The organism is Ruegeria sp. L12, from assembly GCF_056531745.1.
The window spans coordinates 353,701-379,561 of record NZ_JBQFMH010000003.1 but is presented as its reverse complement, the minus strand read 5'-3'; the positions used below and the strand labels follow the sequence as shown (position 1 = coordinate 379,561).

The 25,861-nt window shown below is 60.1% G+C and carries 22 protein-coding genes; 9 read left to right on the top strand and 13 right to left on the bottom strand.

Annotation, left to right across the window (positions count from 1 at the left end; translation table 11 throughout):
• Nucleotides 1-36: 36 nt before the first annotated feature.
• Nucleotides 37-708 (bottom strand): HAD-IA family hydrolase, encoded by a 672-nt coding sequence (locus ACR0K9_RS07290; protein WP_480821925.1) that lies wholly within the window; start codon nucleotides 706-708, stop codon nucleotides 37-39.
• 134 nt (nucleotides 709-842) lie between these two features.
• Between ACR0K9_RS07290 and glmU the strand changes: the two genes are divergently transcribed.
• From glmU to ACR0K9_RS07275, 3 genes are read left to right on the top strand one after another with little or no spacing between them, the layout of a single operon-like run.
• Nucleotides 843-2,195 (top strand): bifunctional UDP-N-acetylglucosamine diphosphorylase/glucosamine-1-phosphate N-acetyltransferase GlmU, encoded by a 1,353-nt coding sequence (gene glmU, locus ACR0K9_RS07285; RefSeq protein ID WP_480821923.1) that lies wholly within the window; start codon nucleotides 843-845, stop codon nucleotides 2,193-2,195.
• A gap of 3 nt (nucleotides 2,196-2,198) precedes the next feature.
• Nucleotides 2,199-4,019, top strand: coding sequence for a glutamine--fructose-6-phosphate transaminase (isomerizing) (glmS, locus tag ACR0K9_RS07280; protein WP_480821921.1), 1,821 nt, complete (start codon nucleotides 2,199-2,201; stop codon nucleotides 4,017-4,019).
• Nucleotides 4,016-4,708, top strand: coding sequence for a DNA alkylation repair protein (locus tag ACR0K9_RS07275; RefSeq protein ID WP_480821919.1), 693 nt, complete (start codon nucleotides 4,016-4,018; stop codon nucleotides 4,706-4,708). Before glmS ends, ACR0K9_RS07275 begins: the two co-directional genes overlap by 4 nt.
• Here ACR0K9_RS07275 and ACR0K9_RS07270 read toward each other — a convergent pair.
• Nucleotides 4,696-5,112 (bottom strand): hypothetical protein, encoded by a 417-nt coding sequence (locus ACR0K9_RS07270; protein ID WP_480821917.1) that lies wholly within the window; start codon nucleotides 5,110-5,112, stop codon nucleotides 4,696-4,698. The genes ACR0K9_RS07275 and ACR0K9_RS07270 overlap by 13 nt on opposite strands.
• A 92-nt stretch (nucleotides 5,113-5,204) precedes the next feature.
• On the opposite strand from ACR0K9_RS07270, the gene moaA reads away from it, so the two are divergent.
• Nucleotides 5,205-6,212 (top strand): GTP 3',8-cyclase MoaA, encoded by a 1,008-nt coding sequence (gene moaA, locus ACR0K9_RS07265; RefSeq protein ID WP_480821915.1) that lies wholly within the window; start codon nucleotides 5,205-5,207, stop codon nucleotides 6,210-6,212.
• 1 nt (nucleotide 6,213) lies between these two features.
• On the top strand, nucleotides 6,214-7,536 hold the full coding sequence (locus ACR0K9_RS07260) for a 3-deoxy-D-manno-octulosonic acid transferase (protein ID WP_480821913.1): 1,323 nt from the start codon (nucleotides 6,214-6,216) through the stop codon (nucleotides 7,534-7,536).
• Between the two features lie 37 nt (nucleotides 7,537-7,573).
• Here the strand turns inward: ACR0K9_RS07260 and ACR0K9_RS07255 are convergent, their stop codons facing one another.
• The 5 genes from ACR0K9_RS07255 to ACR0K9_RS07235 are packed head-to-tail and all read right to left on the bottom strand — an operon-like array spanning nucleotide 7,574 to nucleotide 14,125.
• Nucleotides 7,574-8,737, bottom strand: a complete 1,164-nt coding sequence (locus ACR0K9_RS07255) for a M20 aminoacylase family protein (protein WP_480821911.1) — start codon at nucleotides 8,735-8,737, stop codon at nucleotides 7,574-7,576.
• 17 nt (nucleotides 8,738-8,754) lie between these two features.
• Nucleotides 8,755-9,918, bottom strand: coding sequence for a M20 aminoacylase family protein (locus tag ACR0K9_RS07250; protein ID WP_480821909.1), 1,164 nt, complete (start codon nucleotides 9,916-9,918; stop codon nucleotides 8,755-8,757).
• Nucleotides 9,919-9,936: 18 nt separating this feature from the next.
• Nucleotides 9,937-11,103 (bottom strand): M20 aminoacylase family protein, encoded by a 1,167-nt coding sequence (locus ACR0K9_RS07245; protein WP_480821907.1) that lies wholly within the window; start codon nucleotides 11,101-11,103, stop codon nucleotides 9,937-9,939.
• A 29-nt stretch (nucleotides 11,104-11,132) separates the two neighbouring features.
• A complete protein-coding gene (gene argE, locus ACR0K9_RS07240; protein ID WP_480821905.1) occupies nucleotides 11,133-12,299 on the bottom strand; it encodes an acetylornithine deacetylase in 1,167 nt (388 codons plus the stop codon).
• Between the two features lie 5 nt (nucleotides 12,300-12,304).
• Complete coding sequence (locus ACR0K9_RS07235) at nucleotides 12,305-14,125, bottom strand: ABC transporter ATP-binding protein (protein WP_480821903.1); 1,821 nt, start codon at nucleotides 14,123-14,125, stop codon at nucleotides 12,305-12,307.
• 285 nt (nucleotides 14,126-14,410) lie between these two features.
• Between ACR0K9_RS07235 and ACR0K9_RS07230 the strand changes: the two genes are divergently transcribed.
• The 3 genes from ACR0K9_RS07230 (at nucleotide 14,411) to ACR0K9_RS07220 (ending at nucleotide 18,193) form a co-directional block, all read left to right on the top strand.
• Nucleotides 14,411-16,117, top strand: coding sequence for a peptide ABC transporter substrate-binding protein (locus ACR0K9_RS07230; RefSeq protein ID WP_480821901.1), 1,707 nt, complete (start codon nucleotides 14,411-14,413; stop codon nucleotides 16,115-16,117).
• A gap of 95 nt (nucleotides 16,118-16,212) precedes the next feature.
• Nucleotides 16,213-17,220 carry an ABC transporter permease gene (locus tag ACR0K9_RS07225; RefSeq protein WP_480821899.1) on the top strand — a complete coding sequence of 336 codons (1,008 nt, stop codon included), beginning with the start codon at nucleotides 16,213-16,215 and terminating at the stop codon, nucleotides 17,218-17,220.
• A complete protein-coding gene (locus tag ACR0K9_RS07220) occupies nucleotides 17,213-18,193 on the top strand; it encodes an ABC transporter permease (RefSeq protein WP_480529951.1) in 981 nt (326 codons plus the stop codon). The genes ACR0K9_RS07225 and ACR0K9_RS07220 overlap by 8 nt, the downstream gene beginning before the upstream one ends.
• A 108-nt stretch (nucleotides 18,194-18,301) precedes the next feature.
• On the opposite strand, the gene ACR0K9_RS07215 is transcribed toward ACR0K9_RS07220, so the two are convergent.
• The 5 genes from ACR0K9_RS07215 to ACR0K9_RS07195 form a co-directional block, all read right to left on the bottom strand.
• Nucleotides 18,302-19,588, bottom strand: coding sequence for a DUF3422 family protein (locus ACR0K9_RS07215; RefSeq protein WP_480821897.1), 1,287 nt, complete (start codon nucleotides 19,586-19,588; stop codon nucleotides 18,302-18,304).
• Between the two features lie 107 nt (nucleotides 19,589-19,695).
• Nucleotides 19,696-20,052 carry a VOC family protein gene (locus ACR0K9_RS07210; RefSeq protein ID WP_480821895.1) on the bottom strand — a complete coding sequence of 119 codons (357 nt, stop codon included), beginning with the start codon at nucleotides 20,050-20,052 and terminating at the stop codon, nucleotides 19,696-19,698.
• A 152-nt stretch (nucleotides 20,053-20,204) separates the two neighbouring features.
• On the bottom strand, nucleotides 20,205-21,659 hold the full coding sequence (locus ACR0K9_RS07205; protein ID WP_480529957.1) for an NAD(P)(+) transhydrogenase (Re/Si-specific) subunit beta: 1,455 nt from the start codon (nucleotides 21,657-21,659) through the stop codon (nucleotides 20,205-20,207).
• Between the two features lie 14 nt (nucleotides 21,660-21,673).
• Nucleotides 21,674-23,245 (bottom strand): Re/Si-specific NAD(P)(+) transhydrogenase subunit alpha, encoded by a 1,572-nt coding sequence (locus ACR0K9_RS07200; protein WP_480821893.1) that lies wholly within the window; start codon nucleotides 23,243-23,245, stop codon nucleotides 21,674-21,676.
• A 132-nt stretch (nucleotides 23,246-23,377) separates the two neighbouring features.
• Nucleotides 23,378-23,827: a methyltransferase family protein gene (locus ACR0K9_RS07195; protein ID WP_480821891.1), complete on the bottom strand. Its 450-nt coding sequence runs from the start codon at nucleotides 23,825-23,827 to the stop codon at nucleotides 23,378-23,380.
• 197 nt (nucleotides 23,828-24,024) lie between these two features.
• Between ACR0K9_RS07195 and kynU the strand changes: the two genes are divergently transcribed.
• Nucleotides 24,025-25,218 (top strand): kynureninase, encoded by a 1,194-nt coding sequence (gene kynU, locus ACR0K9_RS07190; protein WP_480821889.1) that lies wholly within the window; start codon nucleotides 24,025-24,027, stop codon nucleotides 25,216-25,218.
• Here the strand turns inward: kynU and ACR0K9_RS07185 are convergent.
• Entirely contained in the window at nucleotides 25,211-25,789 is a 579-nt protein-coding gene (locus ACR0K9_RS07185; protein ID WP_480821887.1) for a TetR/AcrR family transcriptional regulator, read from the bottom strand. The two genes, kynU and ACR0K9_RS07185, sit on opposite strands and share 8 nt — an antisense overlap.
• Nucleotides 25,790-25,861 lie beyond the last annotated feature (72 nt).

Genomic DNA, 25,861 nt, shown 5'->3' with positions numbered 1-25,861 from the left:
TTCGTTCTGGGGCCGGAACGGGCAAGGGTCAAGAGATCAGGCCGCCGCTCCGATCAAATCCGAGACCATTTTCGGCAAATCGTCAAAGTGATGCAGCAACGCCTCGGGCTCCAGCGCGGCCATATCGTCACCCGAGGGCCCGAATGTGACCAGAACCGAAGGTACACCGGCAGCCCGCGCGGTATTCCGGTCGGTATCGGAATCACCGATCAGAACGCAATGATCCGGATGCCCCCCTGCACGCCGCGCCGCCTCACGCAGCGGTTCCGGGTCAGGTTTGCGCACGGGCAATGTGTCCGCGCCTACCAACGAAGCGAATTTGTCACGCACGCCCAATCGGGTCAGCAACAAATTTGCCAACCCCTCGGGCTTATTGGTGCAGATGCCTACCCCATAGCCATCTTGCGCAAGGCGCTCCACCGCATCCAGCGCACCGGGATAGAACCGGGTATGCGTATCAATCGCTTCGGCGTAAGCCTCCAGCAGAACCGGATAATAGGCCAGAACCGTGTCCTCGGCATAGGCGCCCACGCGTTTCAGACCGTGGGTCAGCATCATCCGCCCACCGCGCAAGGCGACCCCGGCATCCTGATCGTGAACCAACACATCTCCATGCCCCATCTGCCGGAAACAATGGTTGGCCGCCGCCAGCAGATCGCCGGACGTATCCGCCAAAGTCCCGTCCAGATCGAAGATCACTGTACGCATGTCGCCTCCTGCCTCAGCGGTTTTCCGCCGTCCCATGTTGCAAACGGCAATCTTGTTTGATGGCTCAACCGCTTGCGCCTTTGACCTCAGCGGATAAAACGGGGCGCAACAAAACACAAAGAGAAAACGATTTCATGACCACCGCCCTTGTCATTCTTGCTGCCGGGAAAGGCACAAGAATGAACTCTGACCTGCCCAAAGTGCTGCACCCTATCGCGCAGGTGCCGATGCTGGTTCACGCCATGCGCGCCGGATCTGCCCTGTCCCCTGCCCACACCGTGATCGTCGCGGGCCACGGGGCCGAGGCCGTCTCGAAAGTTGCGCAGGCCGAAGACGAAGCAACCCGGATCGTTGTACAGGAAGAGCAGCTCGGAACTGCACACGCCGTCGCCCAGGCCCGCGATGCGCTGACCGGGTTCGAGGGTGATGCAGTCGTGCTGTTCGGCGACACACCGTTCCTGCAGCCCGACACGCTGGAACGTATGATCGCAGCACGGGCTGAGAACGATCTGGTCATCCTCGGCTTCAAGGCTACCGATCCCGCACGCTATGGCCGTCTGGTGATGAACGGAGAAGCACTGGAGCGGATCGTCGAATTCAAGGATGCGTCGGATCAGGAACGCGCCATAACCTTCTGTAACTCCGGTCTTATGGCGTGCAATGCGCAAACGTTGTTCTCGCTTATCGATGCGGTCGGCAACGACAACGCCTCGGGCGAATACTATCTGACCGATGTGGTCGAGATCGCCCGCACCCGCGGCCTGCGCGTCACTGCCGTCGCTTGTGATGAGGCGCAGACGCTGGGCGTGAACTCGCGGGCCGATCTTGCGGCGGCGGATGCGATTTTTCAGGCACGGGTGCGGAACGAACTGCTGGAACTTGGGGTCACCCTGATGGCGCCCGAGACGGTCTATCTGGCCGCAGATACCATCATCGGGCGCGATACGGTCATCGAGCCGAACGTGGTATTCGGACCGGGTGTGACCGTCGAAAGCGGCGCCACAATCCGTGCCTTTTCGCATCTGGAAGGCTGCCATGTCAGCCGGGGCGCCACCGTTGGCCCCTATGCGCGTCTGCGCCCGGGAACCGAGCTGGCAGAAAACACCCGCATCGGCAATTTCGTCGAAATCAAGAATGCCGAGATTGCCGAGGGCGCGAAGGTCAACCACCTCAGCTATATCGGTGATGCCTCTGTCGGGGCCGCCACGAATATCGGCGCCGGTACCATCACCTGCAACTATGACGGCGTGATGAAACACAAGACCACGATTGGCGAGAACGTGTTCATCGGGTCCAACACGATGCTGGTCGCTCCGGTATCTGTGGGCGATGGCGCGATGACCGCAACCGGGACCGTGGTGACCAAGGATGTTGAACCGGATGCTCTGGCCGTGGCGCGCGCCAAGCAGGACAACAAGCCCGGCTATGCGCGAAAATTGTTTGAAATGTTGAAGGCGAAAAAGGCGCGCCGCGACAAGGGAGCCTGAGTTATGTGTGGAATTATTGGTGTTCTGGGCAGCCACGAGGCCGCGCCCATTCTGGTCGAGGCGCTGAAACGGCTGGAATATCGCGGCTATGACAGCGCCGGGATCGCGACGGTCAATGCCGGTGTTCTTGGCCGCCGCAGGGCGGTCGGCAAGCTGGTCAACCTCAGCGACCTGTTGGTGCACGATCCGCTGCCCGGCAAGTCCGGCATCGGCCACACCCGCTGGGCCACCCATGGCGCGCCGTCGGTCAGCAACGCCCACCCCCACAAGGCCGGGCCGGTCGCCGTGGTGCACAATGGCATCGTCGAGAACTATCGCGAACTGCGCGCTGAACTGGCCGATCACGGCATCGGATTCGAGACCGAAACCGATACGGAAACCGTTGCCCTGATGACCGAGCTTTATATGTCGCAAGGTCTGGCACCGGTCGACGCAGCCTATAAGACCATTGATCGGCTTGAGGGCGCCTTTGCGCTCGCCTTCCTGTTCCATGGGCAGGACGACCTGATCATCGCCGCACGAAAGGGGTCGCCCCTGGCCATCGGTCATGGCGATGGTGAGATGTATGTGGGCTCGGACGCCATCGCGCTGGCGCCACTGACCGATCGGATCACCTATCTGGAAGAAGGCGACCGGGCGGTTCTGACCCGCACCTCGCTTGAGATCCGCAATGAGGCTGGTGAGATAGCCAATCGCGAGATGCGCCGGATCAAGCTGGATCAGTCCCGTACGGACAAGGCCGGGCACAAGCATTACATGGCCAAGGAAATCGCCGAGCAGCCTGTGGTGGTGGCTGAAGCCATTCGCTCGTACCTGCCCACCGGCAGCGATCAGATCGTTCTGCCCGAAGATCTGGACTTCACCAAGCTTGACCGGCTGACCATGGTCGCCTGTGGCACCGCCTTCTACGCCTGCCTGACCGCCAAATACTGGTTCGAGCAACTGGCCAAAATGCCTGTCGAGGTCGATATTGCCAGCGAGTTCCGCTATCGCGAACCTCCGATCACCGACAGGACGCTGGCGCTGTTTGTCAGCCAATCGGGCGAAACCGCTGATACGCTCGCGGCACTGCGCTATTGCGAGGGCAAGGCGGACAAGATTGCTTCGGTCGTTAACGTTCCCGAAAGCTCGATCGCGCGGGAAAGCGATATCGCCCTGCCGATCCATGCCGGGGTCGAGATCGGAGTGGCATCGACCAAAGCCTTCACCTGTCAGCTCAGCGTGCTGCTGATGCTGGCGCTCAAGGCTGCGGCGGACCGGGGCACGCTGAGCGTCGAAGAACTGGCGGATCACGCCGCCGCGCTGCGCGGGTTACCGTCGGTCCTGAACACCGCACTGGACCAAGGCCGCGCCATCCGCAAGTCGGCCCAGCGCCTATCCGAGGCGCGCGACGTTCTGTTTCTGGGTCGCGGCCTGATGTATCCGCTGGCCATGGAAGGCGCGCTGAAACTGAAGGAAATCAGCTATATCCACGCCGAAGGTTATGCTTCGGGTGAGCTGAAGCACGGCCCCATCGCCCTGATCGACAAGCACATGCCGGTGGTGGTTATGGCCCCGCGCGACACGGTGTTCGATAAGACCGTATCGAACATGCAAGAAGTGATGGCGCGCAAAGGCAAGGTCATCCTTGTCTCTGACGATGACGGCATTGCCGAGGCCGGGGACGAAGCCTGGAGCACGATCCGTATGCCGCATGTTCACCCCAGCCTCACGCCGATCCTCTATTCGGTCCCTGCGCAACTGCTGGCCTATCACACGGCCGTCGCCAAGGGGACGGATGTGGACCAGCCGCGCAATCTGGCAAAATCCGTAACCGTCGAATGAGCGATGCTCTGCTGAATACCCATCTGGATCAGATCAAGGCCCACGCCGATCCGGCACGGGCCGAACAGGTGGCGGCCTATCATAAGGTCGATCGCCTTTATCTGGGTGTCGCAAACCCGATCCTGAATGATCTGACCAAAGATTGGCGGCGAGAACTGGATGTGCCTGCACGGGTCGATCTGGCCTCGGCCCTCTGGCAGACCAACATACACGAAGCCCGCGTGGCCGCCGCAAAACTGCTGACGCAGGCGCGGATACGCCCTGACGATGCCGTCTGGGACCTGCTGCAAAGCTGGCTGCCCGATTTCGATGCCTGGGCCATCGCGGATCACGCCTGCATGGCGATACAGAAACGGCTGATGGCTGATCCCTCACGACTGGATCAGGTTGAGCTCTGGACCCGGTCCGATCACATGTGGTCTCGGCGCGCTGCGCTGGTTTCCACCCTGCCCTGGACCAAACAGAACCATCCGAAGCCCGAAGAACTGGCGTGCCGGGACCGCGTGCTCGGCTGGGCCGCGGGATATGTCCCTGACAGGGACTGGTTCATCCAGAAGGCCGTCGCTTGGTGGCTGCGCGAGCTTTCCAAACACGATCCCGATCGCGTGGTTGATTTCCTTGCCCAACACGGTGCGGCGATGAAACCCTTCGCCCGCAAAGAGGCCGGAAAATACCTTCAGTCTGAATAAACGTCCAGTTCGACCAACTCATCGAACGGGATCAGCAGGGCCCGCATCGCCTCAAGCGACAAACGGCTGCCGCCACCCTCTGGTCCGGGTGCAGGGACAAGCGCCACATAGGCCTGCGCCCCGGTCCGAGGCACCACGATGCGCCCGTTGATCTCGGTCTCGACCAGCGGTGTTTGCAGCCAACGCCCCGGCGTGTTGGGATCACCCAAACCCGCAATCGTTCTTTTGGCCCCGATCCAACCAACAGCGCCAACCACCGGTGTTGCGACCTCTTCAACGGGTTCGGCAACGGCAGGTGCGACCTCAGGCTCTGCTTGCGCGGCCCCGAAAACACGATCCGTCGTAGACCGGACCGCATCGCAACCAGCGACCAGAGAGCAAACCAGAAACAATACATATCTCATACTGAAATACCTAGAGCGCTGCGCCCATCTGCGCCAGCCAAAAACACAGTTCGCCCTTGCCGGTGGGCGGCCTGCGCTTTACCTATACCTGCATGACAGCTCCGCTTATCGACCCATTTGCCCGCGCCATCACTTATCTGCGTGTATCCGTCACGGACCGCTGCGATTTCCGCTGCGTCTATTGCATGTCCGAGGATATGAAGTTCCTTCCCAAAAAGGACCTTCTGACCCTGGAAGAGCTGGACCGCATGTGCACAACCTTCGTGAACATGGGCGTCGAAAAGCTGCGTATCACCGGGGGGGAGCCTCTGGTGCGCCGAAACATCATGTCATTCTTCAACAGCATGACGCGTCATCTGGACAGCGGCGCGCTGAAAGAGCTGACACTGACCACCAATGGATCGCAGCTGCACCGTTTTGCCGATGATCTGTATGCGGCGGGCGTGCGCCGGGTGAATGTCTCGCTGGACACGCTGGACGACGACAAATTCGCGAAAGTCACCCGATGGGGCCGCCTGAAACAGGTGCTGAACGGCATCGACGCGGCGCAAAGGGCCGGGCTGCGGATCAAAATCAACGCCGTGGCGCTGAAGGGTTTCAACGAACCGGAACTACCCCACATCACCGAATGGTGCGCCGAACGCGACATGGACCTGACCTGGATCGAGGTCATGCCCATGGGCGATATCGGCAACGAGGATCGTCTGGATCAATACTGGTCGCTGAAGGACGTGCGCAAGGAATACGAAAACCACTATGCGGTCACCGATCTGGCCGAACGCACCGGCGGCCCGGCACGCTATGTGCGGCTGGAAGAAACAGGCCAGAAAATCGGCTTCATCACCCCCCTGTCCCATAATTTCTGCGAAAGCTGCAACCGCGTGCGCCTGACCTGCACCGGTGAGCTTTATATGTGCCTCGGGCAAGAAGATATGGCAGATCTGCGCGCGCCCTTGCGCGACCATCCCGATACCGAAAAACCGCTGGAAGATGCGATCCGCGCGGCGATCAATCTCAAGCCCAAGGGGCATGATTTCGACTATTCCCGGCAGGCCGTCGACGGCCAGATGAGCCGCCACATGAGCCATACAGGCGGCTAACTTGTCCGGACGCCTCGGAAAGCCAACACTGCTGTACAAACTGTACTGCGGTCTCACCTCGCTTATCGGGCCGCTGATCTGGCGCAAAGTGCGTGCCAAATTGCAGGCCGCCAACGTCCCCGAGCCCCGCCAGCAAGAACGTTTAGGCCATGCCAGCCTGATCCGCCCGAATGGACCCCTGATCTGGTTTCACGCAGCCAGCGTCGGCGAAAGCCTGTCTGTCCTCAGCCTGATCAATCGGTTGGCCGAACGTCTGCCCGGCACTGAATTCCTCATCACCTCGGGCACACCCACATCCGCCGAACTGATCGCCAAACGCATGCCTCCGCGAACGCGCCACCAATACCCCCCGCTTGACAGCGCAGGTCCGGTGCGCCGGTTTCTGGACCACTGGCAACCCGACGCAGCCATATTCGTCGAAAGCGAAATCTGGCCTCGGCTGATCGTCGAAACGGCTAAACGCGGCGCGCCGATTGCCCTGCTGAACGCCCGCCTGTCTGAGAAATCCGTCTCTGGTTGGAGAAAACGGCCCAAGACCGCCCGGTTCATCCTTGGCCACTTCGATCTGTTCCTGACCCAGAACGACAAGACCGCCACCAATCTGATCGCCATGGGCGCCCCACCCGAACGGGTACAGCCCGGCACCAACCTCAAGGCTATGTCAGACCCTCTGCCAGTGGATTCCACAGCCCTGTCGCAGATCAGGGATCAGATCGGCAACCGCCCGGTCTGGATCGCCAGCTCCACCCATCAGGGCGAAGAAGAAACCGTTCTGGCCGCGCATAAGACCCTGCTCGACCGTTGGCCCGACCTGCTGCTGTTGTTGATCCCGCGCCACCCCGAGAGGCGCACCGAGATCGCTCAGTTAATCACGGCCAACGACCTCACCCTTGCCCTGCGCAGCGCCGATCAACCAATCACGCCTCAGACACAGATCTACATGGCCGATACGCTCGGCGAGTTGGGCACCTGGTATGCGCTCTGCCCGATCGTCTTCCTCGGCGGCTCGCTGAAAGAGATCGGAGGCCATAATCCTTTCGAACCCGCACAGGCAGGTGCCGCTGTCATCACTGGCCCGGGATATTTCAACTTTGCGGAAACTTTCGCCCCGCTGATCGAAACCGGCGGCGCGACACAGGTCCACACCGCAGCCGAGCTGTCAATGACGGTCGCCCAATGGCTCTCGGACCCGGACGCCCTGCAAACCGCAAGAAACGCTGCGAATTCCTGCGTCAACACGCAGGCCAATGCCCTGAACACGGTCATCGAAACGCTCTGCAGCCAGCTCAACCTGACCGCAGGGGATCCTTCTTCATCTGGCTAAGAATATCCCGGGGGGGGCAGAGCCCCCACTTGCACAATCAAGCCGCAGGCATCCGCTGCTCAACAATCTCGGCCCACCAGCTGCAGCCAGCCGGAATGGCTTCGTCGTTAAAGTTATACTCCGGGTGATGCACCATGGCCGTGTCGCCATTGCCCACCAGAATATAGGCCCCCGGACGCTCTTCCAGCATGAAGGCGAAATCCTCGCCGCCCATGACCAGAGGCGCCTCTTCACAATCCCCTGAGACAGAGCGCGCCACATCGGCGGCAAACGCGGTCTGCTCGTCGGTGTTCACCATCACCGGATAGCCGCGGATATAGGTCACATCCACTTTGCCCCCAAAGGTTGCGGCAATACCGTTGCAAATCTCATTGATCCGCTTTTCGGCCAGATCGCGCATGTCCTTGCTCATGGTGCGCACGGTGCCCTTGATCTGGACCGTCTGCGGGATCACGTTGAACGCCTTGGACGCGGTCTCGAACGAGGTCACGGACACAACTACCTGATCAATCGGGTCCGCATTGCGTGAGGCGATGGTCTGCAACGCCAACACTGCCTGCGCCGCCAGTACCGTTGTATCCACGGTCTCATGCGGTTTCGCCGCGTGCCCGCCGCGCCCTTCGAAAGTGATATCGAACTGATCCGTGGCCGCAAAGAACGAACCCGGACGGATCGAGAAACTGCCAACCGGCTTGCCGGGCCAGTTGTGCATTCCGTAAACCTCCTGAATGTTCCAGCGGTCCATCATGCCGTCTTCGCACATCTCGCGGCCCCCGCCGCCGCCCTCTTCGGCGGGCTGGAAGATCACGACAACGGTGCCATCGAAGTTCCGTGTCTCGGACAGGTATTTCGCCGCCCCCAGCAACATCGCCGTATGCCCGTCATGCCCACAGGCATGCATCGCACCATCGGTTTTCGAGGCATAGTCCAGCCCCGTCGCCTCGTGAATCGGCAGCGCGTCCATATCCGCGCGCAGGCCGATGACCTTACCCTTGCTGTCGGACTTACCCTTGATCACGCCCACAACACCGGTGCGGCCTATGCCGGTGACAACCTCGTTACAGCCAAATTCTTTCAGCTTGTCCGCGACCAGAGCGCTGGTGCGATGGGTTTCGAACAGGATTTCCGGGTTTTCGTGAATATCCCGTCGCCATGCGGTGATTTCTTCCTGCAATTCGGCAAAGCGGTTTTTGACTGGCATCTCTTTTCTCTCCTAATTCAAGCCGCCGGCATCCGGCGCTCGACCATTTCGGCAAACCATGAGCATCCGATTGGAATGATCTCGTCGTTAAAATTGTATTCGGGATGGTGCAACCCGGCGCTGTCGCCGTTGCCCAGAATGATAAACGCGCCCGGACGTTCTTCCAGCATGAACGAGAAATCCTCGCCCCCCATCACCATCGGCGCCTCGCCGCAGCTGCCGCCCACGGCAATCGCGGCCTCTTCGGCGTAACCCGTCTGTTCCTCGGCGTTTATCGTAACCGGAACGCCCTTGCTGTAAGTCACCGTGGCCGTGCCCCCCATTGTGGCAGCGATACCCGTGGCAATCTCGGTCAAACGTTTCTCGATCATTGCGCGCATCGCGTTGGAATGGGTGCGCACCGTACCGCGCACACGGGCCGATTGCGGAATGACGTTGAACGCCTTCGACGAAGTCTCGACCGAGGTCACAGACAGAACGCCCTGCTCGATCGGATCGGCATTGCGCGAAACAACCGTCTGCAGGGCCACGATCAGCTGAGACAGCATCACCGTGGTGTCCACGGTCGCATGCGGTTTGGCTGCGTGACCGCCACGGCCCTCCAGATGGATATCGAACTCATCCGCAGCTGCCAGCAACGGCCCCGAGCGGATGGCGAACTGACCAGTGGGCACGCCCGGCACATTGTGCATGGCATAGACTTCCTGAATGCCGAACCGGTCCATCATGCCATCCTTGCACATGGCTTCGGCACCATTTCCGCCTTCTTCGGCGGGTTGGAAAATCACGATGGCAGTGCCATCGAAATTCCGGGTCTCGGCCAGATACTTTGCGGCACCCAGAACCATCGCGGTGTGCCCGTCATGGCCACAGGCATGCATCGCGCCCTCGGTTTTCGAGGCGTAGTCCAGACCGGTCTGCTCTTGCATCGGCAGCGCGTCCATATCCGCGCGCAAGCCGATGGCGCGGCCCTTGGTGTCGGTCTTGCCCTTGATCACCCCGACCACGCCGGTGCGCCCGATGCCACTCACCACCTCATCACAGCCGAACTCTTTCAGCTTTTCGGCAACCAGCGCGCTGGTGCGGTGGGTATCATAGAGGATTTCCGGGTTCTCATGGATGTCCCGACGCCAATCGGTGATTTCCTGATGCAGCTCCGCAAGCCGGTTTCGAATTGGCATATGATCCTCCACTATTTGTTATGCGACGGGTAATCGCCGTTCGACCAGTTCAGCAAACCAGCTGCACCCGGCGGGAATGGCGTCATCGTCGAAATTGTATTCAGGGTGATGGCACATGGCCGTGTCCCCGTTTCCGATAAAGATGTAGGCTCCGGGCCGTTCTTCAAGCATGTAAGCAAAATCTTCCGACGGCATGATCGGATCGGTGCTGTCATTGACCCTGCCCGCCACCGCCGCTGCCGCTTCGGCGGCATAGGTGGTTTCGGTCTCGGAATTCACCGTCACCGGATAGCCCGGTGTCCACGTCATTTCAGCCGTCGCATCAAAGGCCGAGGCCGTATCTTCGGCGATCCGCCGCACCCGTTCCTCGGCAATCGCTCGGTATTCGGGGTCCAACGTCCGAACAGTCCCTTGCAATCGAACCGTATGCGCAATCACATTCGATGCGACACTGTCGGTCACGAACGTCCCAACGGTCAGCACCACACGTTTGATCGGGTCGACCGTGCGCGCCACAACCGATTGCAAGGCCACCACGATATGCGAGGCAACCAGCGTAGTGTCCACCGCCTCATGCGGCGCGGCGGCATGGCCGCCCTTGCCGGTAACCACGATCTCGAATTCATCGGACGAGGCCAGCAGTGCCCCAGGGCGAATCGCGAACTCTCCTACCGGAAGGCCGGGCATATTGTGCATGCCATAGACTTCCTGAATGCCCCAGCGGTCCATCATCCCGTCCTGACACATGGCCAGCCCCCCGGCCCCGCCTTCCTCGGCCGGTTGAAAAATCAGCACCACGGTGCCGTCGAAATTCCGCGTCTCGGCCAGATATTGCGCCGCGCCCAGCAGCATCGAGGTATGGCCGTCATGCCCGCAGGCATGCATCTTGCCCGAAACGGTCGAGGCATAGTCCAGCCCCGTCGCCTCCTCAATCGGCAGGGCGTCCATGTCGGCGCGCAGCCCGATGACCCGGCCTTTGGTATCGGTGCGGCCCTTGATCACCGCAACCACGCCTGTTTTTCCGATGCCCGGGGTGATCTCATCGACGCCGAATTCCTTCAGCCGGTCCTGCACAAAGGCCGCCGTCTGATGAACATCATACATCAGCTCTGGGTTCGCATGCAGGTGGCGGCGCCATTTGGTGATCTCGCCATGGGTCTCGGCAAGCCTGTTCTTCACCGGCATCTTTGGTCTCCCTTCACATGGTTGGCGGGTCAGGTCGACAGCTTTTCGACCAACCTCTGCATGAACGCGTGGCCCGCTTCGAACTGCGCGACCGAGATGAACTCATTCGGCTGATGAGCCTGCGCGATGTCACCCGGGCCGCAAATCACCGCAGAATAACCCGCCTCCTGAAACTGACCCGCTTCGGTGCCATAGCTTACCACATGGCTGGCGTTGTCGCCGGTCAGGGCACGCACGAGGGCCTCGGCCTCTCCATCCGTTTCGGGCACCAATCCCGGGATCGAAAAGTTCTCGGATATCTCGATCCGCGCCTCAGGGTGAATCGACTGCATGCGCGCTTCAACTTCGCGGACCTTATGGAAATAAGCGTCGCGCCAGCTGGCCTTGCTTTCATCCGGCACGGTGCGAAAATCCATCATGAAGCGGCAATCTTTGGCAGTGATATTATGCGCCGTTCCGCCTTCGATCATTCCCACATGGCAGGTGGTCCAGGGTGGATCAAAAACGGCTGCGATGTCTGACGGTTGCGACGCCATACTCTCGGCATTGCGCTTATTGGCCCAGTCGATCAGAGGCGCGGCTTCCATGATCGCGCTGACGCCTGTGTGCATGATCGAACTGTGGACTTCGAACCCCACCACATGCGTGTCATAGCCAAACCCACCCTTATGCCCGGTGACGGCCTGCATGACCGATGGTTCACCCACAATCACAGCCGAACCTTTCGGGAGGATCTTGCTCATAGCCTCGATCATGGGCGGGGCACCAGTGCAACCGACCTCTTCATCAAAGCTGAGCGCCAATTGCAGCGGGCGCTTGACGCCTGCCTGATGCGCCTCGACCAGCGCCCAGATCGCCAGCGCGTCGAAACCTTTCATGTCGCAGGTGCCGCGCCCGAAGTATTTCCCGTCTTTCTCGGTCACCGTGAACGGGTCGGTATCCCACGGCTGGCCATCCACCGGCACCACATCCGTGTGACCCGACAGAACTACAGCCCCCTCTTCCCACGGACCCACATGCGCGAAAATCGCCGCTTTATGCGGCTGCTCCGGGTCGGGCCAGCGGTGCGATTCAATCCCATGTTCACGCAGATACGCTACGACCCAATCCACCAGTGGCAGGTTGGTGTCGCGGCTTACCGTCGGGAATGAGATCAGCCTGGTCATGATCTCAAGCGGCGTCAAGCGCTGTGCCATGCGGATCAGTACCCGCTGTCGGTGGTCAGGATAAAATGTCCCGGCTCGACCTCATTGTATTCGGAAGGTTCAGGCGTGTAATCAATCGGATGAATTGGCGACGGTATGGGTTTGAAATTCAAATCCTTTTCCGACTTCCGCTTGTTCGGGTCCGCAATCGGAACCGCCTTCATCAGCGCTTGAGTATAGGGGTGCTGCGGGTTCTCGAACACGCGGGCACGCGGACCCAGTTCGACGATACGGCCCAGATACATCACACCCACATGGTGGCTGACCCGTTCGACCACAGCCATGTCATGGCTGATGAACAGATAGCTGAGGCTGAGTTCGGATTGCAGTTCCATCATCAGGTTCAGCACCTGCGCCTGCACCGACACATCCAGGGCCGAGACCGCCTCATCCGCGATGATCAGCTTGGGGTTCAACGCTAGAGCGCGGGCAATTGCGATACGCTGGCGCTGACCGCCCGACATCTCATGCGGGAAACGGCGCATGAAGCTGCGCGGCAGTTGCACCTTGTCGAACAGCTGTGCCACCCGGTCCTGCAGTTCGGACCCCGTCGCCACGCCATAGTTGCGCATCGGCTCGGCCACCTGATCGACCAGCTGCATCTGCGGGTTGAGCGAGGCGAACGGGTCCTGAAAAATCATCTGCATGTCCAGCCGCGCCTTGCGCAACCCGTTCTGGTCCAGCTTCATGATGTCGACGCCATCCAGATTGACCTCGCCCCGCATCGGTTCGACCAGCCGCAGGATCGACCGCCCGGCCGAGGATTTGCCACACCCCGATTCGCCCACAAGGCTGAGGGTCTGTCCTCGGTTCAGCGTGAACGAGACATCCTCGACCGCATGAACGTTCGAGATCGTCCGGCGCAGCAGGCCACCTTTGACCGCGAATCGCGTGGTCAGATTCTTGACCGTCAGCAGCACCTCTTCGGTGCCCGGAATCGGCGCGATGGTCTGGCCTTCGGCACCCAGCAGCTTCATCGGTTCAGGCGCAGCCTTACCCTGCATTTCACCCAGCTTCGGCACCGCCGCCAGCAACGCCTTGGTGTAATCGTGCTGCGGGTTTTCGAAAATTTCCTTGACGGTGCCTTCTTCCACTTTGTTGCCGCGGAACATAACCACCACGCGGTCGGCCATCTGCGCAACCACCGCCATGTCATGAGTGATGAACATCACCGCCGTGCCGGTTTCGCGCTTCAGACGATCCATCAGCGCCAGAATCTCGGCCTGAATGGTTACATCCAGCGCGGTCGTGGGCTCATCCGCGATCAACAGGCGAGGCTCGCATGCCATCGCCATGGCGATCACAACCCGCTGGCGCATACCGCCCGACAGCTCGTGCGGATATTGTTTCAAACGACGCTCTGGTTCAGGGATGCGGACCTGTCGCAGCAGTTCCAGCGCACGTTCCTCAGCCTGGGTCTTGGACATGTCCTTGTGGATGCGCAAACCTTCGGTCAATTGACGGCCAACCGTGAATACCGGGTTCAGTGCGGTCATCGGCTCCTGAAAGATCATCCCGATCTCATTGCCGCGAATCTGTTTCATCAAATCCTGGTCGGCCTCGGACAGGTCCATCTCGGCCCCGTCGCGGCGATCAAACAGCAGCTCACCGCCCGCGATTTCACCCCCGCCAAATTCGACCAGCCGCATCAGCGACAGCGACGAAACCGATTTCCCCGACCCCGATTCGCCAACGATACAAACGGTTTCGCCGGGGTTGACCTCGAACGAAACATCCTCGACCCCCACGACGGGGCCATCCTTGGTCTGAAACTCGACACGCAGTTTTTTTATCTGGGCAATTGGCTGATCCAGCACGCGCGCTCTCCCCTTCGCGGCAATTCTGAACGGATGCCAAACGCTAAGGCGGCGAGATGGGAAAAGTCAAACCAATTGGTCAAAAACCACAAGCCAAGGCTTGCAATTTTTCAAAACTCTGTTTCGATACGCCGCGTAACCGTTTTGGGGAGAAGACGGAATACACGTTAGCGTGACATCCACCATCGTTGTTTATCAACGACTTACACCCCATTGCGGCAACGCCCAATCCGCAGGCATTGCGGAGATAATCGAGACACGCAAGTGTCCAACATGGAGTGTATGATGAAAATCAAAACCCTTTTGCTTGGTGCGATCGCAAGCACGGCGATGGCCCCGATGGCCTTTGCCGAGCGCGGATCGGACGGCAATGTCAGCATCATTTACTGGCAGGCCCCGTCGATCATGAATCCATATCTGTCCAGCGGCACCAAGGATATCGATGCCTCCGCGTTGGTTATCGAACCCCTTGCGCGATATAACGAAGATGGCGAACTTGTGCCCTGGCTGATCGACGAAGTTCCGACCGTTGAAAACGGCGGCGTGTCCGAGGATCTGACCTCGATCACATGGAAAATTACATCCGGCCTTGTCTGGTCAGACGGCAGCCCGTTCACCAGCGCCGATGTCAAGTTCACACATGAATACTGCACGCATCCCGAAGGCGGTTGCGCCCAGCTTGTGAAATTTGAAGGTGTCTCCAGTGTGGAAACACCCGACGATCTGACGGTTGTGGTAAACTTCGAAAGCCCAACCCCCAACCCCTATGGCCCGTTTGTCGGCGGTGAAAGCCCGATCCTTCAGGCCGCCCAGTTTGCAGAATGCCTGGGCGCGCGGGCTCCGGAATGCACGGACGCCAACTTTAACCCGATCGGCACCGGCCCGTTCACGGTAACCGAGTTCCGGCCAAACGACGTGATTACGTTGGCGGCGAATGAAAACTATCGCGATCCTGCCAAGCCCGCATTTGCCAGTGTGACCTTCAAAGGTGGCGGCGATGCAACGGCGGCTGGCCGCGCGGTGATGGAAACAGGCGAGTTCGACTATGCCTGGAACCTGCAACTTGCGCCCGAAGTGATCGCGCAGATGCAGGAAGGCGGCAAAGGCACCCCGGTCGCGGGCTTTGGCCCGCTGGTCGAGCGTATCATGCTGAACCAGACCAACCCGTCGCCCGACCTGCCGGAAGGCGAGCGGTCAACGGCCCAGCATCCGCACCCGTTCCTGACCGATCCGGCGGTTTACAAAGCGATGTCGCTGGCCATCGACCGTCCGCTGCTGGTCGAGGTCGGCTATGGTCAGGCGGGCAAGGTGACCTGTAACTGGGTTCCGGCCCCAGCTGCGTTCAACTCGACCTCGATGACCTGTGACAAGCAGGATATCGAAGGCGCGAAAAAGCTGCTGGATGATGCGGGGATCGTTGATACCAACGGCGACGGCATCCGCGAAAAAGACGGCGTTCCGCTGAAAATCGTCTATCAGACCTCGACCAACGCCGTCCGTCAGGATTTCCAGGCGCTGATCAAGGAATGGTGGAGCCAGATCGGCATCGAATCCGAGCTGCGCAACATCAACGCATCGGTCTTCTTTGGCGGTGATCCGGGCTCGCCCGATACCTTCCAGAAGTTCTATGCCGATGTTGAGATGTACGCCAATACCTTCTCGGGCACCGACCCGCAGGTGTATCTGGCCAACTTGCTGTGCTCGGATGCGCCGCGCCCGGATTCGCAATGGCAGGGACAGAATATCTCGCGCTGGTGCAGCGAAGAGTATGATGCGATGCACGCCCAGCTTGCCGAGACCGCCAATTTCGACAAGCGCGCGGAACTGGGCCGCAAAATGAACGATTTGGCGGTTGAAGGCGGCGCAATGATTCCGCTGGTTCATCGCGGCCGTATCTCTGCCCATTCCAATACCTTGGGCGGCGTTGTCCTGAATGTCTGGGACAGCGAAATGTGGAACGTCGCGGACTGGTATCGCAAAACCGGTTCCTAAACTTCACAAGTGCGAAACCGCGCCCCGATCCTCATCGGGGCGCGGCATTACACGAGCGCTCCAACAAAATGACGCATCTGCAAAGGCACCTTTGAATGCTCAACTTCACCATTCGACGACTGGTGCTGGCCGTACCCACGCTGCTGTTCATCAGCCTCATTATTTTCCTGCTTCTGGAACTTGCGCCCGGCGATCCGATGGCCAGCCAGCCGCTGACCGTACCTGCGGACGTGCGCGAACGGATGCGCGAGGCGCTTGGCCTCGGCCAGCCGATGCATATCCGGTTCTGGAAATGGATCGTGCAATTCTTCTGGATCGAGCCGCAGGTTCTGATCGACCACATGTTCGGCACCACCTTTTCCGAAGGCGACCTGCGTGTGATTTCGTGGCAGACCCGCTCACCCGTTATGGACATCGTCGTTCAGCGTATCCCGCAGACCCTGTGGGTTGTCGGCACCGCTTATGTGGTCGCCATCCTGATCGCCCTGCCCATCGGCATCTATTCGGCCTACCGCCAGTATTCCTGGTTCGACCAGATGGGCACCTTCGTGTCGATGGTCGGCTTCTCGGTCCCGCCCTTCTTTTCGGGCGTACTGGTGATCGTGATCTTCTCGGTGCAACTGGGCTGGTTCCCGTCGATCTATGACACGACTCACGTGGTCAACAGCTGGGACAGCTTTGTCGTACAGCTGAAACAGATGATCATGCCGGTCATGGTTCTGGCGCTGCAGATCACCGCGCAGTTGAGCCGTTTCATGCGCGCCTCGATGCTGGACAACCTCAATCAGGACTACGTCCGCACCGCCCGTGCCAAGGGTCTGAGCGAATACACCGTGGTCATGGTCCATGTCCTGCGCAACTCGATGATCCCGGTTGTCACCGTTATTGCGCTGGGTATTCCGGCCATCTTCGGCGGTGCCATCATCACCGAGCAGGTGTTCAAGGTGAACGGCATCGGCCAGTTGCTGATCGGGGCCATACAGGCCAATGACCTACCGATGGTGCAGACCCTGACCTTCATCTTTGCCGTGCTGATCGTGCTGTTCAACCTGATTGCAGACGTTCTGTATGGCATTCTTGACCCGAGGATTCGCTATGACTGATACCGACAAATCAGACACGCTGATCCCTGACGAAGGGCTGGCGCCGGCCTCGACCGCCTTGCCAACGGCGGACGTGATGGAGGAACTGGCCACGCCCCCCCGCAGCCAATGGCGCGATGTGTGGGATCAGTTCAAAACGCACAAAGGTGCTATGATCGGGGCTGTCCTGTTCATCTTCATCGTGGCGGCCGTCTATCTCGGGCCTTTCATCTGGACCATTGATCCAACCCAGATCGACATCCGGTCCCGTAATCAGGGGCCGAGCCTTGCGCATCCGTTCGGCACCGATCAGTTGGGGCGGGATATTCTGGCTCGGATGATGTCCGGGGGACAAACCTCGGTCTCGGTCGGCATTACGGCGATGCTGCTGGCCTTGTTCCTTGGGTCGTTCATCGGGGTTTTGGCCGGGTTCTTCCGGCGGCTTGACGGGCCGCTGATGCGCCTGACCGACCTGTTCCTGGCCCTGCCTCTGCTGCCGCTGTTGCTGGTCATGATGCTGTTGTTCCGCGAGCCTTTGTCCGCAGCCTTCGGGCTGGAGCGCGGGATTTTCATCCTGATCGTCTGCGCCATCGGCATCACCTCGTGGATGCCCACAGCGCGGATCGTGCGCGGCGATGTGCTGGCCATCAAGGAGCGCGAATTCGTTCTGGCCGCGCGATCCATCGGCACCAGCAATTCGCAGATCATCACCCGACATATCCTGCCAAACGTGCTGTCGCCGATCATGGTGTCGGCCACGTTGGGGATTGCAACGGCGATCATCACGGAAAGCGCACTGTCCTTCCTCGGCCTTGGCTTCCCGCCGGATTTCCCGACCTGGGGCCGCCTGCTGTTTGATGGCGTCGACTATCTGCAGCAATACCCCGAACGCGTGTTCTGGCCCGGCCTTGCGATCTCGCTGACGGTTCTCAGTGTGAACTACCTGGGTGATGGCCTGCGCGATGCGCTGGATCCGCGCATTCGCGGGCGCTGATTGCGTTGAAAAAAATGCGGCCGCCCTTCGGGGCGGCTGTTTCATTTGCGAGGCGCTGCCTCGCGCTCCGGGATATTTAGAGCCAGATGAACAGGGGATTCTATCAGGTCAACCATGGGTTTCCAGCCGGTGGCGGATACGGCGGATGGACCACCACACCAACGCGACCACGGGCAAGGTCAGCATCGCTGTAAGCATTCCCTTGCTGATCCCTGCCTTGGTCAACGGGTACAGCAGATAGCTGGCCAGAGATACCGCATAATAGCTGATCGCCACCACCGACAGCCCCTCGACCGTATGTTGAAGCCGCAGGGCCAGATCAGCGCGGCGATCCATGCTCTCCAGCAAAGCCTGGTTCTGCGCACTGCGCTCGACATCCACACGCGTCCGCAGCAACTCACCCGCGCGGATCGCACGATCTGACAGCGTCTGCAGCCGCCGCTCGGTCGATTTCACCGTGCGCATGGCAGGATCGTAGCGGCGCATCATGAAATCGCCGAAGGTCTGGCCACCCTCGAACCGCTCTTCCCGCAACACTTCGATCCTTTGATTAACCAGAGCCTCATATGCCCCGGTTGCACCGAACCGGAATGAGCACTGGGCCGACAGGGTCTCAAGTTCGGTCGAGATCGACAACAGATCCGGCAACAACGCATCGGGATGCGCCGCATCGTCCCGCATCTGACCCATCAATCGCGTCAATTGCCCATCCAGTTCCCCGACACGCGGTGCAAGTTGCTTGACGCGGGCAAAACCCAGCATCGACATGGCTTTGTAGGTTTCAATCTCGCATAGACGCTGAATCACCCGCCCGGTGCGACGTTCGCCGGTTCCCTTCTCCACAAACAGCGCAAACCGCATATGCCCGGCCGGATCGATACGAAAATCACTGGCGCAAATAGCGGCATTGTCCAACACCTGCGCAACAGCGAGACTCTCGGGTTCGAACCAATCGGTCAAAGCCGCACGGACTGACGCATCATCCTGACGTTCAACAACACGGATCATGGTCGAAGTCACCCGCAGGCCTGGCCCGGCCATCAGCCAATCTTCGGGGAAAACCTCGAAGTCAGCCGGATTGAACGGGCGATCGCTCACGTTAGGAGTGATCGACGTATAGGTCACGAATTCCGTATGCTGTTCCCATTTGAGGAAATGACGCCCGATCTGACCCGAATAATGCGTGGCGTCAGGCCGGGGATGCTGTGCCCCGTGACGGTCCAAAAGATTGATCAGATGCGCAATGTCCTCACCACGATCCCGCGCAACCGCCACCTCGGGTTTCTTGATCGCCAGAAAGACAACGGTACAAGGTGTATTCGCCGTTGGAAACGGCCGCGCGTGCAGTTCGTTGGCCAGCGCATAACGCAGCGGGTGGTCGTCCATGGGGGTCATCTGAGGCTCCGTTTCGACCCGTGCACTATACGGAACCTGCAAAATACATCAATTCTCTTTTTATTTCATATACTTACATGGATACCACGGTATGCAATCCCGCTATCTCATTGATTTGGCTCCCACAGCTCGATGGGATTGCCCTCTGGGTCATGAATCCGGGCGAACTTTCCAACCTCGCTATCCCATTCCGGATTGGTTTCGACCGGTATTCCAGCCGCCTGAAGCTGGGCGATCATGGCCGCCAGATCATCGACGCGAAAGTTGATCATCCACTGCTGCTCAGGCCGACCGAAATACTCCGTATCCTGCGCAAATGGCGCGAACACCGTATACCCCACGCGCTGCTTCCAGGGCACGGGATCGTAGTAGTTGACCCCAAGATGCTCCTCGTACCACGCACTCAGCGCTCGCGGATTGCGGGCCCGAAAGAACACGCCGCCTATGCCGTTCACCTTCTGCATCGCCACCCTCCTGAGTTATGCGCCAACTTACCACATCCTGCGGCCTTCATCGGCCGAAAATACTCTGGGGATTTGGGGGCAGAGCCCCCTGCATAAGGAAAAAGAAAAGGGCGCCCGCAGGCGCCCTTTGCAATTGGATCAAATAACCCTGCTCAGTCGATCATCGGCAGCAGCTTGTCCAGCGAGGCCTTGGCGTCGCCATAGAACATGCGGGTGTTCTCCTTGAAGAACAGCGGGTTTTCGATGCCCGAATAGCCGGTGCCCTGACCGCGTTTCGACACGAACACCTGTTTCGCCTTCCAGCATTCCAGAACCGGCATGCCGGCGATGGGGCTGTTGGGGTCTTCCTGCGCCGCAGGGTTCACGATGTCGTTCGAGCCGATCACGATCGCCACGTCCGTCTCGGGGAAGTCCTCGTTGATCTCGTCCATTTCCAGAACGATGTCATACGGCACCTTCGCTTCGGCCAGAAGAACGTTCATATGGCCCGGCAGACGACCCGCCACGGGGTGGATGGCAAAGCGGACGTTCTTTCCCTTTGCACGCAGCTTGCGCACCAGTTCGGACACCGATTGCTGCGCCTGCGCCACCGCCATACCGTAGCCCGGGATAATGATCACGCTATCGGCGTCGTTCAGAGCCGCAGCCACACCATCTGCTTCGATGGCGATCTGTTCGCCCTCAACCGCCATCTGCTCTCCCTGCGGGCCGCCAAAGCCGCCCAGGATCACGCTCACAAAATGTCGGTTCATTGCCTTACACATGATGTAGGACAGGATTGCACCGGACGAGCCGACCAACGCGCCAACAACGATCAGCAGGTCGTTGCCCAGCGAGAAGCCAATGGCCGCCGCGGCCCAACCCGAGTACGAGTTCAGCATCGACACCACCACCGGCATATCGGCGCCGCCGATGCCCATGATCAGGTGATAGCCGATGAACAGCGCTGCCAGCGTCATCAGGAACAGCGGGAACAGACCACCGGTCGAAGTGTACCAGATCAGGCAGATCAGCGAGAGGCCCGCAGCAGCTGCGTTCAGTGCGTGGCCGCCGGGCAGTTTGGTCGCCGCCGAGGTCACCTTACCAGCCAGCTTGCCATAGGCCACGACCGAACCGGTAAAGGTGATCGCACCGATGAAGATGCCCAGGAACAGTTCCACATGCAGGATCGCCAGTTCCGCGGATGTTTTCTTGGCAATCAGCTTGGCGAACGCGCCCAGATCGGACAGGTCCGCCTCTTTCGCGCTGTCGGCGATGGCCATGACCTGCGCCACGTTGCCGATCTCGAAATGCGCGTTGAAGCCCACGAACACAGCCGCCAGACCGACCAGCGAGTGCATTGCGGCCACAAGCTGCGGCATCTCGGTCATCTGCACGCGCTGTGCCACATATTGACCGATCAGACCGCCGCCCGCGATCAGCAGCAGTGACAGCAGCCACAGGCCGGACCCCGGACCAACCAGCGTGGCAAAAACCGCCAGCGCCATACCGACGATGCCATACCAGACCGCGCGCTTGGCGCTTTCCTGGTTCGACAAACCGCCAAGGGAAAGGATGAAAAGGACAGCCGCAACGACGTAGGCGGCAGTGGTGAAGCCAAAATCCATCTACCCGGCCTCCCTTAAGATTTCTGGAACATGGCGAGCATGCGCCGGGTGACAAGGAAACCGCCGAAGATGTTGATCCCGGCCATGAAGACAGACAGCGCCGCCAGCAGGATGACCAGGAACGATCCCGATCCGATCTGCATCAAGGCCCCGACGATAATGATCGACGAGATCGCATTAGTGATCGCCATCAGCGGTGTGTGCAGGCTGTGCGAGACGTTCCAGATCACCTGGAAGCCCACGAAGATCGCCAGCACAAAGACGATGAAATGCTGCATGAAGCTGGCCGGAGCAACCAGCCCCACCAACAGCATCAGCGCGCCACCCACACCCAGCAGGGTAAACTGCTGTTTGGTCTGCGCTTTGAAGGCAGCAATCTCCTGCGCCTTCTTCTCTTCCGGGGTCAGTTCCTTGACCTCAGGCTTTTTCTGCGCCGCAATCGCCTGCACCTTGGGCGGCGGCGGCGGGAAGGTGATCTCGCCCTCATGGGTCACTGTCGAACCACGGATCACGTCATCTTCCATGTCGTGATTGACCTTGCCGTCCTTTTCGGGCGTCAGGTCAGTCATCATGTGGCGGATGTTGGTGGCATAGAGCGACGAGGACTGCGCCGCCATGCGGCTGGGGAAGTCGGTATAGCCGATGATGGTCACGCCATTGTCGGTCACCACCTTCTCATCCGGCACGGTGCCTTCGACGTTGCCGCCGCGTTCCGCCGCAAGGTCAACAATGACCGAGCCCGGCTTCATCGCCTTGACCATATCCTCCAGCCACAGCTTGGGCGCCGGGCGGTTGGGGATCAGGGCTGTGGTGATGACGATGTCCATATCCGGCGCCAATTCGCGGAACTTGGCCAGCTGTGCTTCGCGGAACTCTTCCGACTGAACCGAGGCGTACCCGCCGGCGGCCGCGCCGTCCTGCTGTTCTTCTTCAAAGTCCAGATAAACGAACTCGGCTCCCATAGATTCGACTTGCTCCGCCACTTCGGGGCGCACGTCGAACGCATAGGTGATCGCGCCCAGCGAGGTCGAGGTGCCGATGGCCGCCAGACCGGCCACACCGGCACCAACGATCAGCACCTTCGCGGGCGGCACCTTACCGGCCGCCGTCACCTGACCGGTGAAGAAGCGGCCAAAGTTGTTGCCCGCCTCGATCACCGCGCGATACCCGGCGATATTGGCCATGGACGACAGCGCGTCCATCTTCTGTGCGCGGCTGATACGGGGCACCATTTCCATGGCGATAACGGTCGCGCCCTTGGACTTGGCCAGCTCCATCCCCTCTTCATTCCCGGCGGGATTGAAGAACGAAATCAAGGTCTTGTCCTTGGTCAGCCGCTTCAGCTCGGTCTCGTTCGGCTGGCGTACCTTGGCAATGACATCAGCCGCCTTCCACAGCGCCGCCGCGGTCTTGACGACCTCGACACCCGCCGCCTCATACGCGGCGTCCGAAAAGCCCGCAGCAGCACCCGCGCCCTTCTCGATCAGACACTCATATCCCAGCTTCTGCAACTGAGCCGCCGAGTCCGGCGTCATCGCGACCCGGTTCTCGCCACTAAATATTTCCTTTGGCGTTCCTATCTTCACCAGTCGGTTCCCCCTAATTTTTGGTTCAAGCCAGGCGGGTGTCCGGCATTGTTTGACAAGCAGACACTTATCTTGCGCAAGATTGTTTCGCAAGCGCAGCAATTATAACGTTGTGTCCTAAGGCACACACCCTCAGATCCACCTTCGGGTTTTGCGTTCGTATCGGGCGAAATCGGCGCGAAATGTGCGGCGCAGGCGATCTTCTTCCGGGATGATAAAGCGTCGTTCCAACAGCCAGACGAAGATCGGAATCAGCACCAGCGACAGCACCGCATCAAAGCGCAGGATCAGCCCGGCCAGGATCAGAACGTCGCCCAGATAAATCGGGTTGCGGCTGCGCTTGTAGATCCCGGTTTGCACCATGGACGTCGGCATTTCATGTGGAAAAACCGTCGTCTTGTGGCGGCGAAACTCAAGCACCGCCATGATGGCCAGAATGATACCGCCGCCGATCAGAATACCGCTGAGCAGATCGGTCACCGCACCATCCAGTGACAGGCCCAAAGGCAATACGCGTGCCTGCACCCAGGCGAGCACGGCGAAGCCCACAAGCCAGACGGGCGGTATGTCGATCAGGCGCATGGCCATCCCCTAACGCGGCGACACACAGTGGCACATGTCGCTTCTGATCGCTGTCCTACCGTTTTCTGACAGCATTGGCAAAAGCGCAGGGTGTCGCATCGCCACAAGGCGCATCGCAGTCTGCAACAATAGACAGGCCAGACCGGATCAGATAGGCCGGTTACAACCTGACCGTTTCCGAAAGGCATAGCCCTGCCATGACTGATTTCTCCAAAACCAAATCCATGTTCCACCTGCCCGACGGCGTTTTATATCTGGACGGCAACTCTCTGGGTCCGCTGCCGAAATCGGCCAGCGACCGCGTGGCGGGCATTATGCAGGACGAATGGGGGCAGATGCTGATCACCGGCTGGAACAAGGCCGGGTGGATGGGCCTGCCCACGGGCCTGGGCGACAGGATCGGACGCCTGATCGGGGCCGAACCCGGCAGCGTCGTGGTGGGCGACACCCTGTCGATCAAGGTCTATCAGGCGGTCGCTTCGGCGCTGGAACTGAACCCGAACCGCAAGGTGGTTCTGTCTGACAACGGCAATTTCCCCTCCGATCTATACATGGCGGACGGCCTGCTGCGGTCGCTTGGGCCCGACTATGAACTGCGCGTGGTCGACCCCGAAGATGTCGCTGCACAGATCACCGAAGAGATCGCGGTACTGATGCTGACCGAGGTCGATTATCGCACAGGCCGCATGCACGACATGAAGGCACTGACCGAACTGGCCCATGCGAACGGAGTGGTCACGGTTTGGGATCTTGCTCATTCCGCCGGTGCCATCCCTGTCGACCTGGCCGGATGCAACGCCGATTTCGCGGTGGGTTGCACGTATAAGTATCTCAATGGCGGCCCCGGTGCACCCGCCTTCATCTATGTCGCCCCGCGCCTGTCAGGTAAGGTGCGCCCGGCGCTGTCGGGGTGGCTGGGGCATGAGGCCCCGTTTGCCTTTGATCTGGATTACCGTCCCGGTGCGGGGATCGAGCGGATGCGGGTCGGAACCCCTCCGGTGCTTCAAATGTCGGCGCTGTCAGCGGCGATGGATATCTGGGACATGGCCGACATGGCGGATGTCCGCGCCAAGTCCATCGAACTGACCGAGCTGTTCATCGCCCGGGTCGAGGCCACCTGCCCCGGCCTGACGCTCGCCAGCCCCCGCGATCCGCAGCGGCGCGGCAGTCAGGTCTCGTTCCGGTTCGCGGAAGGCTATGCCGTCATGCAAGCCCTGATCGCGCGTGGTGTGATCGGAGATTTTCGCGCGCCGGACGTGATGCGGTTCGGCTTCACGCCGCTTTATGTCGATGAAACCGATGTGGAACAGGCGGTCGACATTCTGGCTGATATCATCGCCAACAATCTCTGGGACAAACCGGAATACAAGATCCGTCAGCGCGTCACCTGACCTCAAGCGCAGCGCCCAGCAATTCGGCCAGTTGCGAAATGCGCCGCTCGAATTCATCGGCGCTGCTGGCGGTCAGTTTGACGCCCATCAGGGTTGCGTTGATGGTCTCGGCCGTCTCCTGCGGCCCGTTGGGCAGGCGGACACGCCCGGCGCGGTCCTCGCCCCGCAACCAGTCAGCATAGAGCGCGGTCAGCGCGGCCTCGCCTTCGGCCAGAATATCCGAAGCAGTCGACTTGCTGGTATCCAGCATTTCCTTGCCATGGGGTGAGGTGAGAATCTCGGACAGCCCCTTGGTCTGCCAATCAATCGCGCGCGCCAGCCGTTCAGAAACGCTGCCGTCATCGGACAGGGCTTGCGCCACGTTTTCGATCTTCTCGGCGTAATGCGCCTGCGTCAGGCTGCGAACGATCGCCTCTTTGTTTTTGTAATGCAGATACACCGCCGGACGTGACATGCCCGCGCCCTTGGCGATGTCATCCATTGATGTCTTGCGAAACCCGTAAGTTGCAAAGGCTTCCAGCGCCGAAGCCAGGATTGCTTGCTGCTTGGGATCGTTCAGTTCGTCTTTCATAAATCCGCTCTGACATTTTCTTCCGATTTTGTCAATTGACACCCTGACACTTTTCGATAATTATGTCAGAAA

Coding starts and splice junctions, on each gene's coding strand:
- ACR0K9_RS07185 (WP_480821887.1), bottom strand. CDS start 25,789: ATGAAAGACGAACTGAACGATCCCAAGCAGCAAGCAATCCTGGCTTCG.
- ACR0K9_RS07215 (WP_480821897.1), bottom strand. CDS start 19,588: ATGACCCCCATGGACGACCACCCGCTGCGTTATGCGCTGGCCAACGAA.
- ACR0K9_RS07230 (WP_480821901.1), top strand. CDS start 14,411: ATGAAAATCAAAACCCTTTTGCTTGGTGCGATCGCAAGCACGGCGATG.
- ACR0K9_RS07210 (WP_480821895.1), bottom strand. CDS start 20,052: ATGCAGAAGGTGAACGGCATAGGCGGCGTGTTCTTTCGGGCCCGCAAT.
- ACR0K9_RS07245 (WP_480821907.1), bottom strand. CDS start 11,103: ATGCCGGTGAAGAACAGGCTTGCCGAGACCCATGGCGAGATCACCAAA.
- ACR0K9_RS07250 (WP_480821909.1), bottom strand. CDS start 9,918: ATGCCAATTCGAAACCGGCTTGCGGAGCTGCATCAGGAAATCACCGAT.
- glmU (WP_480821923.1), top strand. CDS start 843: ATGACCACCGCCCTTGTCATTCTTGCTGCCGGGAAAGGCACAAGAATG.
- ACR0K9_RS07205 (WP_480529957.1), bottom strand. CDS start 21,659: ATGGATTTTGGCTTCACCACTGCCGCCTACGTCGTTGCGGCTGTCCTT.
- ACR0K9_RS07255 (WP_480821911.1), bottom strand. CDS start 8,737: ATGCCAGTCAAAAACCGCTTTGCCGAATTGCAGGAAGAAATCACCGCA.
- ACR0K9_RS07225 (WP_480821899.1), top strand. CDS start 16,213: ATGCTCAACTTCACCATTCGACGACTGGTGCTGGCCGTACCCACGCTG.
- moaA (WP_480821915.1), top strand. CDS start 5,205: ATGACAGCTCCGCTTATCGACCCATTTGCCCGCGCCATCACTTATCTG.
- ACR0K9_RS07195 (WP_480821891.1), bottom strand. CDS start 23,827: ATGCGCCTGATCGACATACCGCCCGTCTGGCTTGTGGGCTTCGCCGTG.
- glmS (WP_480821921.1), top strand. CDS start 2,199: ATGTGTGGAATTATTGGTGTTCTGGGCAGCCACGAGGCCGCGCCCATT.
- kynU (WP_480821889.1), top strand. CDS start 24,025: ATGACTGATTTCTCCAAAACCAAATCCATGTTCCACCTGCCCGACGGC.
- ACR0K9_RS07270 (WP_480821917.1), bottom strand. CDS start 5,112: ATGAGATATGTATTGTTTCTGGTTTGCTCTCTGGTCGCTGGTTGCGAT.
- ACR0K9_RS07290 (WP_480821925.1), bottom strand. CDS start 708: ATGCGTACAGTGATCTTCGATCTGGACGGGACTTTGGCGGATACGTCC.
- argE (WP_480821905.1), bottom strand. CDS start 12,299: ATGGCACAGCGCTTGACGCCGCTTGAGATCATGACCAGGCTGATCTCA.
- ACR0K9_RS07275 (WP_480821919.1), top strand. CDS start 4,016: ATGAGCGATGCTCTGCTGAATACCCATCTGGATCAGATCAAGGCCCAC.
- ACR0K9_RS07220 (WP_480529951.1), top strand. CDS start 17,213: ATGACTGATACCGACAAATCAGACACGCTGATCCCTGACGAAGGGCTG.